The 14,975-nt window shown below is 69.2% G+C and carries 11 protein-coding genes and 1 riboswitch; of the genes, 6 read left to right on the forward strand and 5 right to left on the reverse strand.

The features are described 5' to 3' along the window. Positions 1 to 266: 266 nt before the first annotated feature. Genes G9U51_RS07395 through G9U51_RS07405 form a run of 3 tightly spaced genes read right to left on the reverse strand, consistent with a single transcriptional unit; the run spans position 267 to position 4,037 of the window. Positions 267 to 1,754: a S1C family serine protease gene (locus G9U51_RS07395; protein ID WP_235945668.1), complete on the reverse strand. Its 1,488-nt coding sequence runs from the start codon at positions 1,752 to 1,754 to the stop codon at positions 267 to 269. Positions 1,755 to 1,788: 34 nt separating this feature from the next. Then, the gene (locus G9U51_RS07400; RefSeq protein WP_166195430.1) at positions 1,789 to 3,345 is read right to left on the reverse strand and encodes a sensor histidine kinase; all 1,557 of its coding nucleotides are present in this window, start codon (positions 3,343 to 3,345) and stop codon (positions 1,789 to 1,791) included. After that, positions 3,345 to 4,037 carry a response regulator transcription factor gene (locus tag G9U51_RS07405; RefSeq protein WP_166195433.1) on the reverse strand — a complete coding sequence of 231 codons (693 nt, stop codon included), beginning with the start codon at positions 4,035 to 4,037 and terminating at the stop codon, positions 3,345 to 3,347. The genes G9U51_RS07400 and G9U51_RS07405 overlap by 1 nt, the downstream gene beginning before the upstream one ends. A gap of 82 nt (positions 4,038 to 4,119) precedes the next feature. On the opposite strand from G9U51_RS07405, the gene G9U51_RS07410 reads away from it, so the two are divergent. Continuing rightward, positions 4,120 to 4,542, forward strand: a complete 423-nt coding sequence (locus G9U51_RS07410; RefSeq protein ID WP_235945670.1) for a MarR family transcriptional regulator — start codon at positions 4,120 to 4,122, stop codon at positions 4,540 to 4,542. Continuing rightward, positions 4,539 to 5,828, forward strand: coding sequence for an MFS transporter (locus G9U51_RS07415; protein ID WP_166195436.1), 1,290 nt, complete (start codon positions 4,539 to 4,541; stop codon positions 5,826 to 5,828). The genes G9U51_RS07410 and G9U51_RS07415 overlap by 4 nt, the downstream gene beginning before the upstream one ends. Before the next feature lie 172 nt (positions 5,829 to 6,000). Here G9U51_RS07415 and pepN read toward each other — a convergent pair whose 3' ends face one another. Further along, positions 6,001 to 8,595 carry an aminopeptidase N gene (gene pepN, locus G9U51_RS07420; RefSeq protein ID WP_166195439.1) on the reverse strand — a complete coding sequence of 865 codons (2,595 nt, stop codon included), beginning with the start codon at positions 8,593 to 8,595 and terminating at the stop codon, positions 6,001 to 6,003. 44 nt (positions 8,596 to 8,639) lie between these two features. Then, the gene (gene serC, locus G9U51_RS07425; RefSeq protein WP_166195706.1) at positions 8,640 to 9,728 is read right to left on the reverse strand and encodes a phosphoserine transaminase; all 1,089 of its coding nucleotides are present in this window, start codon (positions 9,726 to 9,728) and stop codon (positions 8,640 to 8,642) included. Between the two features lie 49 nt (positions 9,729 to 9,777). Here serC and pdxH point away from each other — a divergent pair, with 49 nt between their 5' ends. The 4 genes from pdxH (at position 9,778) to G9U51_RS07445 (ending at position 14,905) form a co-directional block, all read left to right on the forward strand. Beyond that, positions 9,778 to 10,455 carry a pyridoxamine 5'-phosphate oxidase gene (pdxH, locus tag G9U51_RS07430; RefSeq protein ID WP_166195442.1) on the forward strand — a complete coding sequence of 226 codons (678 nt, stop codon included), beginning with the start codon at positions 9,778 to 9,780 and terminating at the stop codon, positions 10,453 to 10,455. A 558-nt stretch (positions 10,456 to 11,013) separates the two neighbouring features. After that, positions 11,014 to 11,712 (forward strand): metal-dependent transcriptional regulator, encoded by a 699-nt coding sequence (locus G9U51_RS07435; RefSeq protein ID WP_166195445.1) that lies wholly within the window; start codon positions 11,014 to 11,016, stop codon positions 11,710 to 11,712. 129 nt (positions 11,713 to 11,841) lie between these two features. Beyond that, positions 11,842 to 12,014, forward strand: a riboswitch (cyclic di-AMP (ydaO/yuaA leader). A gap of 2 nt (positions 12,015 to 12,016) precedes the next feature. After that, a complete protein-coding gene (locus G9U51_RS17800) occupies positions 12,017 to 12,895 on the forward strand; it encodes a C40 family peptidase (protein WP_328823366.1) in 879 nt (292 codons plus the stop codon). Positions 12,896 to 13,003: 108 nt separating this feature from the next. Further along, positions 13,004 to 14,905: a potassium transporter Kup gene (locus G9U51_RS07445; RefSeq protein ID WP_166195448.1), complete on the forward strand. Its 1,902-nt coding sequence runs from the start codon at positions 13,004 to 13,006 to the stop codon at positions 14,903 to 14,905. The last annotated feature ends 70 nt before the right edge of the window (positions 14,906 to 14,975 follow it).

Genomic DNA, 14,975 nt, shown 5'->3' on the forward strand with positions numbered 1-14,975 from the left:
AATCGGCGGGGCCGACCCAGCCGGTCCGGGCATCGGGTCCTCAGGCACGGACGCCGGCGGTGCGATGCGTCAGGGTCCGCACGGGAGACGCCGTGAGTGCCCCGAGGCGCGGACGCCCGCCATACGCACCTCAGCGTCCGCGGATGATGGCACGGGAGAACGAGCGGGGGCCCGCGCCCCGTCACTGGCGCGGGCCCCCTTCACCCCGTCCGGGTCGTCGTCGCGGAGGAAGGGAGGGAGGGCGACGACCCGTGGCTCACGATGCGCTAGGAATTTGCCTTCCCGAGCTGCACCGTGAGGTTGGTGCGCTTCCCGTCACGGATGACGGTCAGCACGACTGAATCGCCCGCGGTCTTGGCGCGGACATAGCCGACGAGGGCGTCGGCGTTGATCACCGGGCGGTTGTCGGCGGCGACGACCGCGTCGCCCACCTTGACGCCGGCCTGGGCGGCACCGGAACCGGGGTTGACCGTGCGCACGATCGCGGCGGCCTCGGTCGCGTCCCCGATCTTGGCGGTGCCGTCGGACACCTGCACGCCGAGGAGGGCGTGCTGCACCTTGCCGCTCTTGATGAGCTGGCCGGTGATGGACTGAACGACGGACACAGGGATAGCAAACCCGATGCCGATGTTGCCCGACTGCGAAGAACCTGTGGATTGCCCGAGAGTGGCGATCGCGGAGTTGATCCCGATCAGCCGGCCGCTGCCATCGACGAGAGCACCACCGGAGTTGCCGGGGTTGATCGCGGCGCTGGTCTGGATCGCGTTGGTGGTGGACGACTGCTCGCCCGCACCGCCGCCGCTGCCCTGCCCCTGGGTGGTGACCGGGCGATTCAGCGCACTGACGATGCCGGTCGTCACCGTGCCGGCGAAGCCGAGCGGGTTGCCGACCGCCATCACTGGCTGGCCGACCACGAGCTTCTCGTCGCTGCCGAGCGCGACGGGGGTGAGGTCGGCGGGCGGCTTCTCAAGGCGGATCACCGCGAGGTCGGTGCCGGGGTCGGTGCCGACGATCTTGGCGGTGTAGGACAGGTTGTTCGCCAGGGTCACGGTGATCTTGGCGTTCTTCATCGCCGCGACGACGTGGTTGTTGGTCGCGATATTGCCCTGCTTGTCCAGGATCACGCCCGACCCTTGCGCCTCGCCGGAGGCCGTGCCCGAGCTGCCGTCCACCGCGATCGCCACGACGCTCGGCGTGACCTTGTTGGCGGTCGCCGACCAGTTGACCGTGCCCGCGTCGGCGAAATCGGCCGGATTGGCGGTCACCACATTGGTCTGGTTGGTGACCGAACTGCTGCCACCGTCGTCGCGCGTCGCCGCGTAGGTGCCGCCGCTGGCGAGCAGCGCGGCGAGCAAGGCGGTCACCGGAAGCGCCACCCAGCCCGGACCGCGTCGCTGCTTGGTCTGCGCCGGAGCGCTGGACAGTGCCTGGCCGCCGTGCTGAGGTGGGGCGCCCTGCTGTGCCTGACCCGAGGGAGCCGCCCACGGGCTGCCGTATGCCGGCTGCTGCGGCTGACCGTGCTGCTGCCCGAACCGCTGGCCGTAGGCCGGTTGCGGCGCGCCCTCGCCGTAGCGCTGACCCGGCTGGCCGCCATACGGCTGCTGCGAGTGCACGCCGGGGTCGCCCTGCGTCGGGATCACACCGGTGTCGCCCTGACGCGGGATCGACCCGGTGTCACCCGGGCGGGCGATGGGTTCGGTGCGCTCCGGGCCGCGGTCGCGGTCCGGCTGAGCGGGGCGGTCCGAGTCGGACAAGGTCGGTCGCTTTCGTCGGAGGGTCGATCGAGCTCTAGTCAATGCCGTGGCGCTGGCCGATGACTTGCGCATCACTGTGTGTCGCCTGTGGATCCTCGGGCGGCTCGTCCGTCAGCAGCGGCATCACCAAGTGGAACGTCGCGCCACCCCCGGATGTTTCCCGCACCGCGACCCGGCCGTCGTGAGCGCTCACGATGGCCTCCACAATCGCCAGGCCGAGGCCGCTGCCGCCGGTCGAGCTGTTGCGCGAGGCGTCCGAGCGGAAGAACCGCTCGAAGATCCGGGTGCGCAATTGCTCTGGCACACCGGGGCCGTGGTCGCGCACGTCGATCACGGCCGAGCCGCCAGCGCGCCCGACGGCCAGATCGATCGGCGAACCCGCGGGCGTGTAGCGGATCGCATTCGCCACCAGGTTGGTGAGCACCTGGCGCAGTCGCGGCTCGTCGCCGGCGACCATCACCGGCCGCACCGGCCCGTCGGTGCCGAGCAGCCGGATCGAGCGGTCGGGAGCAAGGGCGCGCGCGTCCTGCACGGTGTCGGCGGCGAGCACCGTGAGGTCCACGGGCTGGAACGGCCGGTCGGCATCCGGGACGTCGGCGGCGATGCGCGGATCCAGGCGGGTGAGCAGCAGCAGGTTCTCGACCATCTGACCCATCCGGGCCGCTTCGTCCTCCACGCGACGCATCGCCGAGGCGATGTCTTCCGGCTTGGAGACCGCGCCCTGGCGGAAGAGTTCGGCATACCCCCGGACGGTGGCGAGGGGAGTGCGCAACTCGTGCGAGGCGTCCGCGACGAACTGGCGCATCCGCTCCTCAGACTCTTCGCGCACGGCGAAGGAGTCCTCGATCCGGCCGAGCATCACGTTGAGCGAGTTGGCGAGGCTGCTCACCTCGTCCTGGCTGTCCGGCTCGGGGATGCGACGGGTGAGGTCGCCGTCGGCGATGGTGCGCGCGGTGTCCTCGATCTCGGTGAGGGGGCGGAAGGCGCGGCGCACGAGATACCAGCCGAGGATCGCCGACAGCGCGAGGGCGCTCGCGCCCGCGAATCCGACCACGAGGATCAGTCGCTTGACGATGTCATCGACCCGTTCGAGTGAGGCCGCGACGGCGTATGGCGTGCCGCTGCGCGCGTCGATGCCTTCCACGACCATCCAGCGGGTATCGCTGGCCACCGACTTCACGATCACGGTGCGACCGTCGAGGCGACGCGCCTCCTGCGCCGACAGGGGCGGCCAGGCCGGCACGTCCTTGGCGGCCTGCGGCATGACGTAGTCCTGGGCCGGCGAGCTCTTGCCGCGCAGCCGGACGATATAGGTCTCGCCGGCGACGATATTGGGCGCACCGGCGGTCGGCAGGCTGGTGCGGTCGTGGGTCTCCTCGGCGATCGCGGCGGCGACCAGTTGAGGTTTGGCGGCCTGCAGCTCCAGCAGTTGGCGCTGCATGAGGAACTGGCGCAACTGCACGGTTGCCACCACGCCAGTCACGCCGATCGCTGCCATCACGAGCAGCACGAGCACCGCGGCCAGCCGCATCCGCAGGGATGCGTTGCGCAGGCGCCGGGCCCGGTGGGCGAGCGCGGCGAGTGCTGGCATCAGTCCCTGGGGGCGCGCAACACGTATCCCACACCGCGCTTGGTGTGGATCAGCGGCGTCTCACCGGTGTCCACCTTGCGGCGCAGGTAGGAGATATAGCTCTCGACGATCCCGGCCTCGCCGCGGAAGTCGTAATCCCAGACGTGGTCGAGGATCTGCGCCTTGGACAACACGCGCCCTTGGTTGTCCATCAGATAGCGCAGCAGCTTGAACTCGGTGGGGGACACGTCAACCACCCTGCCTGCTTTGCGCACCTCGTGCGAGTCCTCGTCGAGCTCGAGATCGGCGACTCGCAGGGTCGAGTCGTTCGCCTCGGCCGCGTGCGTGCGGCGCAGGACCGCGCGGATGCGGGCGACGACCTCCTCGAGGCTGAACGGCTTGGTGACATAGTCGTCGCCGCCGACGGTGAGGCCTTTGACCTTGTCGTCCACCGCGTCACGCGCGGTGAGGAACAGGATCGGCACCTCGTGACCGTTCGCGCGCAGGCGACGGGTGACGGTGAACCCGTCCATGTCCGGCAGCATGACGTCCATCACCGCGAGGTCGAGGTGGGAGCGGGAGGCAAGGGAGAGCGCCTCGTTGCCGGTCGCGGCGGTGTGCACCTCGAAGCCGGCGAACTTCAGGCTCGTCGCGAGCAACTCGCGGATGTTGGTCTCGTCCTCCACGACCAGGAGGCTGGCTTCGGAAGTCATGAGGTGATCATCATGGCGTTCGCTGGACGTTTCCTGGGAACAGCGGAATGCTTAGCCAAGGTAATGAGTTATGCTAAGCACCATGCTTCCCGCCGATCGCCGCGCCCTGGCTGCCGAATTGCGGATGGTCTGCATGCGCATCTCGCGCCGCGCGCGTTTCGAGAATGTCGACCAGATCGCGCCGCACCAGTTCTCCGTGCTCGCCAAATTGGAGGCCGGAGCGATGACCCCGCGCCAGCTCGCGGACGCCGAGTGCGTCAGCGCGCCCTCGATGACGCGCACGCTCAACTGCTTGAGCGACAAGGGATTCGTCAGCCGCGCGGAAGACCGCGACGACCGGCGCAAGACCTGGATCCAGCTGACCAAGGAGGGGCAGAAGATCGTGCGGGCAACCCGCCGTTCACGCGATGAGTGGATGGAGCAGCGCATCGATGCGCTGACCGAGCAGGAGTGCGCGGTGCTCGCGCAGGCCGCGGAGATCCTGGGCCGGGTGGTCGCGAGGTGAGTCCCACCTTCGCCTCCCTCTCGATCTACAACTACCGGGTCTATGCCGCCGGCGCGATCGTCTCCAATGTCGGCACCTGGATGGGCCGGGTCGCCCAGGACTGGCTGGTCCTCACCGAGCTGACCTCGCACGACTCGACCGCGCTCGGCATCGTGACCGGTCTGCAGTTCGCCCCCGTCGTGCTGCTTGCGCCGTATGCCGGGAGCCTCACCGACCGCTTGCCCAAGCGGCGGCTGCTCTACCTCACCCAGTCGGCGCTCGCGCTGACCTCGGCGATCCTCGCCCTGCTGGTGCTCACCCACACCGCGCAGCTATGGCATGTCTACGCGCTCGCGCTGGCCCAGGGTGTCGCGACGGCACTGGACAATCCCACCCGGCAGGCCTTCGTCTCCGAGATGGTGCCGCAGGACAAGCTCACCAATGCCGTCGGTCTCAACAGCGCGTCCTTCAACGCCGGCCGGCTCATCGGCCCGGCGGTGGCCGGTCTGCTGATCGCGGCCATTGGCACCGGGTGGACCCTGGTGGCCAACACCATTTCCTTCGTGGGTGTGCTCGTCGCCCTGAAGATGATGCGCGGCAACGAACTGCGCCCAGCACCGCGAGCCACCGGCCGGGGCGGCGTGCGCGCCGGCCTGGCCTACGTGCGCGGGCGACCGGACATCATGCTGCTCATGGCGATCGTGTTCATGCTCGGCACCTTCGGCATGAACTTCCAGATCACCATCGCGCTGATGTCCACGGCCGTCTTCCACGAAGGTGCCGAGGCCTACGGCCTGCTCGGTTCGGTCATGGCGATCGGCTCGCTGTCGGCGGCGTTGATGACCGCTCGCCGGCCCCGTCCACGTCTGCGGATCCTGCTCACAGCGCTCGTGGGGTTCACGATCGCTTCGGCGGCCGCAGCGCTCGCCCCGGCATACTGGCTGTTCGGGCTTCTGTTGATCCCGACCGGCCTGGCTGCGATGACCGTGATGACCACCGCCAACTCCAGCGTGCAGTTGTCGGTCGACCCGGTGATGCGCGGTCGGGTGATGGCGCTCTATATGGCGATCTTCATGGGCGGCACGCCGCTCGGTGCACCGCTCATCGGCTGGATCGGTTCGGCCTGGGGACCGCGATGGACGATTCTGGTTGGTTCGATCGCGACCGGTCTGACCGCGATCGCTGCGATCCTCTATCTCATGCGCAGCAAGGATCTGGCCGTGCGGCTCGAGCGGCACCCATGGCACCTGCAGGTGCTCCCACGCCGCGAAGCCGCCGACGCCATCACGCCGGAGCGCGTCGCCTGATGGACCCCGCTCGTCTCACCCTCGAGGGGGCCCGCTGATGTCACCGCGCACGCGGCGCTGGCTGACGCTGGGCGCCCTCGCGCTCTTTCTGGTCATCGCGGTCGTCGCCGCCATCCTCCGCTAAGCGGCTAGGTTTCGCCGCCCGAGCGGCTACTTTTCGTCGCTCGAGCGGCTAGTTTTCGCCGCCCGAGCGGGCAGCTTTCGCCTGGGCGCGCAGCGCGCGCTGGGCGTCGTCCAGCTGCAGCGCGATCTCGCGGCGCAGCGCCTCGGGCAGGGAAGGATCCTCGGCGAGCTGCCCCACCTGGCGCAGGAAGGGGTGGCTGTCCACGTCGCCCTCCGCCAGATCGGGCGCGGGCATCGCGCGCACATATCGCTCGGCCATCGACTGGGGGTAGCGCGTCCACACCTCCCTCAGCATCGCCAGATAGGCCTCGCCGAAGTCCGCGATCCTTGCTCCCGAACGCGCGAAACCGGCGAGCAGGGCGCGCTGGGTGTCATTGCTCAGCTGCTCCTCGCCGAACATCCGCGCCCACACGGCCTCCCGCGAGGCCGGCGTGGGCCGGCCGGATCGGGCCGACAGTGCCTCGGTGCGACCGCGCATGCTGTCGTCCGCGCGCAGCAACTCCTCGATCTGCTCATCGGTCCAGGCGTCGCGCGCCACCAGCGACTGCGCCGCGCGCCACCGCAGGTCGAGGTTGCCGCCCAGTGCCGGTGCTGTGCCGGTCGCGATCGTCGCGAGCACGTCGCGCAGGGCGTCCGTGTGTTCGCCGATCAGTGCGCATGCGGTCGCCCACGCGCGCTGTTGCTCGGACCCTTCGTCCGCCTGCTCGTATGCCGCCCGCGCCGCACCTGCCGCTCGCGCCGCCTGGCGATCGCGTTCTGCCGCAGGCAAATACGACCCCAGACCCTCGGCGATGAAGCTGCCCAAAGACTCCAGGATCATCGGGTGCTGCTCCAGCGGCGCCTGAGCGCAGAACGCGTCGACGAAGGTCACAAAGGACTGTTCGGCGTCGACGCATTCGTTCCACAGCGAGGACCACACCACCGCTCGCGTCAGCGGATTCGGCAGCGAAGAGCCATGTGCCACAAAGGTTTCGCGCGAACGATCGTCGAGGCGCACCAGGCCATAGTCGAGATCGCCGTCGTTGACGACGACCAGGTCGACGGCCGATTCGATCGGCACCTCGACCGCATCGTCGCTGAAGGTGACCGGCACCGTCGCCGTCGCGGTGAGCGCACCGTCGCGGACGGCATACAGCCCGAGATCGAGCCGGTGCGGGCGCAGGATCGAGCGGCCCGTGATCCGATCGGTGCACTGCTGAGTGAGGGTCAGCGAGGGGTTTCGACGCGGGGCTCGCTCGCTCGCCCCTTGCTCAACCACCGAGGGGAGCGGGGTGAGCACCGAGGGCGAGCTGGTGTGCAGCCAGTCCTGAGCCCACGACGCCAGGTCGACGTCGGTGACCTGCTGCAGCGCGGCCAGCAGGTCGGCGAAGGTCGCGGTGCCGAAGGCGTGCGCGGAGAAATAGGACCGCGCCGCCGCGAAGAAGGCGTCGCGCCCGATCAGTTCCTGCAGCGCACGCAACACCGACGCGCCCTTGGCGTAGGTGATGCCGTCGAAATTCTGCCGGGCAGCTTCCAGGTCGGCGATATCGGCGACCACGGGGTGGGTCGACGGTGAGCGGTCGTAGTGATAGGCAAAAGCCTTGCGGCTCAACGCGAATTGCAGCATCGAGCTGTCGAACGGCGTGACCTCCTGGGTGACCTGGTAGCCCATCAGGTCGGCGAACGACTCCTTCAGCCACAGGTCGTCCCACCACTTCATCGTGACCAGATCGCCGAACCACATGTGCGCCATCTCGTGCAGGATCACGCTCGCGCGCGCAGTGCGCTGCCGCAGCGTTGCCTCGCCACGCACCAGATAGGCCTCGTTGAAGGTGACCAGACCGGGGTTCTCCATCGCGCCGATGTTGTATTCGGGCAGGAAGATCTGGTCGTACTTGCCCCACGGATAGGGCGTCCCGAAGTGCTCGTCGTAGAAGTCCAGCCCCGCCCGGGTCGTCTCCCAGATCTCCTCCACGGCGAGATAGGGCACCTGCGACCGGCGACACAGCAGGGCAAGTGGCACGACCTGGTCACCGCTGCGCCATTCGTCCTCGACCAGGTGGTACGGCCCGGCTGCCAGGGCCATCAGGTAGGTCGAAAACCGTTGCGTCCCAGCGAAACTCACCGTCATACTGTGCTCGCCCTCGGTCCGCCCGGTCTCGGGAGCATTCGCCCGCACCACCCAGTCCTTCGGGGCGGTCACCACCAGGTCGAAGCTCGCCTTGAGGTCGGGCTGCTCGAAGCAGGCGAAGATCCGGCGCGCCTCGGTCGGCTCGTTGTGCGTGTACAGGTAGACCTCGTCGGTGTCGGGGTCGAAGAAGCGGTGCAGCCCGTCGCCGGAACGGCTGTAGCGACATTTCGCGCTGACCGACACGACATTCTCCGCACCACCGATTCGCAAGTCGGACAACGGGATTCGCGCACCGTCATACTCGCTCACATCGGCAGGGACGCCGTTGATCGTCAGTCCCAGCAGCTCCTCGGCCGCGAGGTCGAGCCAGGTCTGGCCGGACGCACTCGTGAAGCGCACGGTGGTGCGTGAGACGAAGGTGGGCACACGCAGCTGCTCGGCATTGCCCAGGTCGAGGACGATCCGGTAGGAGACGTCCGCGATATCGGCGCCGCGGGCGGCGCACTCCGCGCGCGTCAGGTTGAGGGTGCTCACGGCCGTCGAGTGAATCACGTCACAGCGGCCACCGCCCGCGCGGGTCAGCTGAGCAGGTGGTCGATGCAGCGGGTCAGCGCGGTCACGTCCTCGGGGTCCACGGCCGGGTACATTCCGATCCGCAGCTGGTTGCGACCGAGTTTGCGATAGGGCTCGGTGTCAACGATTCCATTGGCGCGCAACGACTTTGCCAGCCATGCCGCATCGACGGTGTCGTCGAAGTCGATCGTGCCGACGACCGGTGACCGGTCAGCCGGTTCGCTCACGAACGGCCGGGCGTATGCCGACCGCTCAGCCCAGCCGTACAACCGCGAGCTGGAGTCGGCGGAGCGGGCGGCGCATCCCGCGAGCCCACCGCTCGCATGCATCCACTCCAGTTGGGCCTCGAGCAAACCCAAGGTGGCGATCGCCGGGGTGTTGATGGTCTGGTGCTTGCGGGAGTTGTCGATCGCGAGTTGCAGGTTGAGGCTGTCCGGGATCCAGCGGTCGCCGCTCGCCAGCCGGCCGGCGCGTTCGATCGCGGCGGGGGAGAGCAGCGCGATCCACAGTCCGCCGTCGGAGGCGAAGGACTTCTGCGGTGCGAAGTAGTAGGCGTCCACCTGGGTGAGGTCGATCGGCATACCTCCTGCTGCGGAGGTCGCGTCGATGATGGTGAGACCACCGGGGATGCGTTCGATCGGCACGGCGACGCCGGTGGACGTCTCGTTCTGCGGGGTGGCGAAGACGTCGACGCCGTCCTCGGCCTGCAGGGCTGCACTCGCGCCCGGCGCCGCCTCTCGCACCGAGGGATCGCGCAGGAAGGGTGCACGTGCGGCGGCCGCGGCGAACTTGCCGCCGAACTCGCCGAAGACCGCGTGCTGGGAGCGGCGCTCGATGAGCGAGCACACCGCGACATCCCAGAAGGTGCTCGACCCGCCGAGGCCGAGAACGACCTCGTAGCCCTCCGGCAGTTCGAACAGCTCAGCGATGCTCTCTTGCACCCGCTGCACCAGGCCCAGCACCGGAGCCTGGCGGTGACTCGTGCCGAGCACCCCGGGATTGAGCGCGGCCAGATGCTCGACCTGGTCGGCGCGCACCTTCGACGGGCCGCTGCCGAAGCGACCGTCACGCGGCTTCAACTCATCGGGGATCATCGGGACACCAGTCACGCCGAGCAGTCTGCCAGCGGCCTAGGTTGGCACCATGGAGCAGTTCACGCGTCGGGACTACGCCGGCGAGGGAATCACCGGGCCGGTGCCGTCGACGCCCTGGGCCTGGGTGCAGCAGTGGGTCGACGACGCGCGCCGGGCTGGGCGGGAGCGGGCCGATGTGCCCGAGCCGGACAGCCTGTCCGTCGCCACAGTCGACCCCGATGGGCGGCCGTCGGTGCGCACGGTGCTGCTGCGCCGCCTCGACCCGCAAGGCCCCGGCTTCTTTACCAACCTGCACTCGCGCAAGGGCCAGGCCCTGCGCGCGCACCCGCAGGCGGCCGCGACGCTCACCTGGCCGGCGATCTACCGCGCGATCCGCTTCGAAGGCGTCGCCCAGGAGCTCGACCGCGAGGAGGTGCGGGCGTATTTCGACTCCCGGCCGTGGGGGTCACGGGTCGGGGCGTGGGCCTCGGAGCAGTCCGCGCCGATCACCGACCGCGGCGAGCTCGAAGCGCGGGTCGCCGAGCTCGAGCAGCGCTGGCCGGACCGCGGTCAGGCCGACGACGTGCCGCTGCCGGACTTCTGGGGCGGTTATCTCTTGCACTGTGACCGGGTGGAGTTGTGGGCCGGTCGGCGCAGCCGCCTGCACGACCGGGTGGTGTGGACGCGCGACAGCCCGGGACCCCTGGACGAGGACGGCGCCTGGGAGCACCGGCTACTTCAGCCGTAAATGTGCTTGCGGGTTCCTCGCCGTGCGACCTAGCGTGCTGGGTACACGAGAAAGGAGGTGGTCCGACAGATGATTTCTCAACGGACGCGTGAGGTGGTTGCGCGCTAGCGCGACTCGTTCAACGTCGGCCATTTTCGTGGCGGACTCGGGACGATCGCGGTGGTGAATCCAACGCACACCGCCGCAGCCCGTGGGAGCGCGCATCGTCCAGCGCGCACCCGGCGATAAGCCGGAGCCCACGGGCTGTTCCATGCCCGCGGCCGAGTCGCGAACACCCGGGCGCCGGCATACGGGGGAGAGACGTCGGCATCCGGGGAGACCGGCATACGGGCAAAGAAAAAGCGACCGGCACGCCAAGGGGAGCGTGCCGGTCGCGGGCCCCGGAGGGGGCCGAGGTCAAGCCGGGGGTCAAGGGGGTAGCCCCCCGACTGACATAACCATTAAACGTCACTCCGACCCGATTCGTCTCCCCCTCGGGCCGATCAATTTCGTCGTGTCGCGCGCCGCCGTCGATCGCGGATGCGCACGCTGTCCGGTGGAGGTGGCAGGCTGTCCCCTGTGAGTGACCTGATCGACACGACGGAGATGTACCTGCGCACGGTCTTCGACCTTGAAGAAGAGGGCATCCCGCCGCTGCGCGCCCGCATCGCCGAGCGGCTCGGCCACTCCGGTCCCACCGTTTCCCAGACGGTCGCGCGGATGGAGCGCGACGGCCTGCTGACGCTCGAGGCGGACCGCAGCCTGAAGCTCACCGAGCACGGGCGCACTCTCGCGACCCGCGTCATGCGCAAGCACCGCATCGCCGAACGGTTGCTGGTCGACGTTATCGGCCTGGAGCTGGAATATGTCCACGACGAGGCCTGCCGCTGGGAACACGTGATGAGCGAGCGGGTCGAGCGCAAGATCCTGTCGATGCTGCAGGAGCACCGCGTGTCGCCCTTCGGCAACCCGATCCCGGGCCTGGACGAGCTCGGTGACGACGCACCGGTGCTGCGCTTCCGCGACGGGGTCGTGCCGCTCACCGAGTTCGCGCAGGACACCGAGGAGGCCGCGGTGGTGCGGCGCATCGGCGAGCCCGCGCAGGCCGAGCACGACACCCTGGCCGTGCTCACCGGTGGTGGTGTCACGCCCGGCTCACCGGTCACCGTCCGCCGCGATGGTGATCGCATCGAGGTGACCGCGGCGAGCGGCGAGGGCGCGGTCTCCCTGCCGCTCGATGTCGCCTCGCACGTCTTCGTCGGCTTGCCGGACAACTGACCGGCCGTATGCCGGGGCTCGGCGGTCGCTCACCTGCCTGAGGACGCACTCATCTTCGGTGTGTACCGTGGCCGGCGGCCGGTCGCCCCCGACCGCGCCCCGGACGTCGTCGCCTAGTCCTGCCCGGCGTCCTGGCAAGCACAGATCCGCACGGCAGGAGCGGGGGACCCAACCTTCGGTCGACCACGGTCGGCCTTGGGGCGAAGTCCGCGAGCGCCACTTCCCCGACGGTGGCGCCCGAGGACCGGGTAGACCCCTCACCCGAGCCCGACAGCTCACCTCGTAGGCGTAAGAGAGGTATGACGTGTCGTTGTTTTCATCGCGCGGTCGCCATCGGGCGCCGGGCAAGTTCTCCCTGACCCTTTCCACCTCCGCGAAGGCCACCCTCGGCCTCGCGGCGGCCGGTGGCATCGCTGCCACCGCCACTGCTCCGAGCGCCGGTGCGGCCGGTGTGGCCACGCTCAGCCCGGTGCGGGCCTCGGCCGCGACGCCGTCGGACGCGGTGCGCACGCCCGCCGCCGGTGTCGTGCTGGCCAATCTCGCGACTGCGCAGCCGCAGCTGTCCACGGTGGAAGCGCATCCGCTGGTCGTCACCCCGCGCCCGGCGCGCGACCAGTCGGCCGCGACCTCGCGCTCGAGCGTCCGCCCCGCGGCGAACGCCCGTCCTGCCACGACCAACCGTCCGGCGGCGCGCGAGCGCTCGGCGACGACCGCCCGTCCGGCGCACGCCGCCAGCTCGACCCGATCCGGTGAGGGCCGCACCTCGCGGGTGCGCTCCAACCCGGCGCCCGCAGCGGCACCGGCACCCGCGCCGAAGCCCGCGCCGAAGCCCGCGCCGGCTCCGTCGGCGGGCGGCATCGTCGGCATCGCGATGCAGTACCTCGGCGTGCCCTATGTCTACGGCGGCACCACCCCGGCCGGGTTCGACTGCTCCGGCCTGATCCAGTACGTCTACCGCCAGGCCGGGATCTCGGTCCCGCGCACGGCGACCGCGCAGTACTACGCCGCGACCAAGGTCTCCACCCCGCAGCCGGGCGACCTGGTGTTCTTCGGCAGCTCCAGCTATGTCAGCCACATCGGCATCTACGCCGGCAACGGCCGGATGATCGCCGCGCCCTACCCGGGCCAGGCGGTGCGCTTGCAGCAGATCTGGGAGACCCCGATCGGTTACGGCCGGTTCTGATCGGCCCCGCCCGTTGACGAGGCCCGCGCCTGCTCGCCAGGCGCGGGCCTCGTTGTCGGCCTTCGCACTGCGGACCGGGTCAACGGCAGCCACCGCGGAGGGAGCACAATGTCGCGCGTGACTGACACCGACCATCGCAGCCAGAGTCTGCGCACGTTGATGCTCGGCGCGCTCGGTGTCGTGTATGGCGACATCGGCACCAGCCCGCTGTACGCCCTGCAGACCGTCTTCAGCATCGACCACGGCGACGTCAAGCCCACCGAGGCGGATGTCTTCGGGGTGATCTCGATGGTCTTCTGGTCGGTCACCGTCATCGTGTCGATCAAATATGTCGTCTTCATCCTGCGGGCCGACAACGACGGCGAGGGCGGGATCATGGCGCTCGCCCACCTCACCCGCAAGGGACTCAAACCCGGCGGCCGCCGCTACGCGCTCACCCTGGTGCTCGGCGTCCTCGGCGCGTCGCTGTTCTACGGCGACAGCGTCATCACCCCATCCATCTCGGTGCTGTCGGCCGTCGAAGGTGTCTCGGTGTCGGCCCCTGGCCTCGAGCATTGGGTGCTGCCGATCGGCATCGTGATCATCACCGCCCTCTTCGCCACCCAGCGGTTCGGCACGCATGTGGTGGGCCGGGCCTTCGGACCGGTGATGGTGCTGTGGTTCCTGACTCTCGCCGCGCTCGGCATACCGCATATCGCGCGCGACCCGCAGATCCTGCGCGGGCTCTCACCGACCTACGCGATCGCCTTCGTGGTGAGCAATCCGCTCATCGCGTTCGTCGCGATGGGCGCGGTCGTGCTGACGATCACCGGCGCCGAGGCGCTGTATGCCGACATGGGTCACTTCGGGCGATCGCCGATCCGGTCCGCGTGGTTCTTCATGGTGTTCCCGAGCCTGACGATCAACTACCTCGGGCAGGCGGCGCTGATCCTGCGTGACCCGAGGGCGATCGACAACCCGTTCTACCGGCTCGCGCCGTCGTGGGGGCAGTGGCCGCTGGTCGTGCTTGCCACCTGCGCGACGGTGATCGCCTCGCAGGCGGTGATCTCCGGTGCGTTCTCGGTGACCCGGCAGGCGGAGCGGCTGGGCTTCCTCCCACGGCTCACCGTGCGGCAGACCTCCGAGCACTCCGGCGGCCAGATCTACCTGCCGGCGGTGAACTGGATCATCTTCGCCACCGTGATCACGCTGATGGTGAGCTTCCGTTCCTCCTCGAAGCTGGCGACGGCATACGGCTTGGCGGTGACCGGGACCTTCCTGTTCTCGACCTCGCTGTTCCTCGTCTTCGCCGAATCGGCGTGGCGCTGGGCGCGCTGGAAGGTGGTGCTGGTCGGGTTGCTCTTCCTGCCGCTGGAGCTGACCTTCTTCATCGCCAATGTCACCAAGATCGGGCACGGCGGCTGGCTGCCGCTGGTGATCGCGGTGATCGTCGGCACCGTGATGTTCACCTGGAAGCGTGGTCAGACGATCGTCACCAAGCGGCGGCAGGAGCTGGAGGGCCCGCTGCAGCCCTTCCTCGACGAATTGCGCAGCGACCCGCCGATGCGCGTGCCGGGCACGGCCGTCTTCCTGCACCCGAACAAGCAGACCGCGCCGCTCGCGCTGCGCGAGAACGCGTCCTTCAACAAGGTGATCCACCAGAACGTGCTCATCGTCTCCACGGTGTCGGAGAATGTGCCCTTCGTGCGCGACGAGGACCGGATCGAGGTCGACGACCTCGGCGACCCGTGGGACCAGGTCACCCACATCACCTTGCATTTCGGCTTCAAGGAAGACCAGGACGTGCCGGCCGGGTTGCGGTTGGCGCAGGAGGCCGGCGTCGAATTCGACCCGGTCGAGATCTACTACTTCCTGTCGCGGATCGCGGTGCAGACCAGCCGGGACGACTCCATGCCGGCGTGGCGCAAGCGCATCTTCGTCGGCATGGCGCACAACGCCGCGACGCCGGTGCAGTACTTCCGGCTGCCCGAGGACCGCACCGTCGTGATGGGCGCCAACGTCCTGCTCTGACCGTCCCCTTTTCGTCGGTTGAGCAAGCTTCCCTCGGTGGTTGAGCAAGCTTCCCTCGGTGGTTGAGCAA

Source organism: Metallococcus carri, from assembly GCF_011440275.1.
GTDB classification, from domain to species: Bacteria; Actinomycetota; Actinomycetes; order Actinomycetales; family Dermatophilaceae; genus Metallococcus; species Metallococcus carri.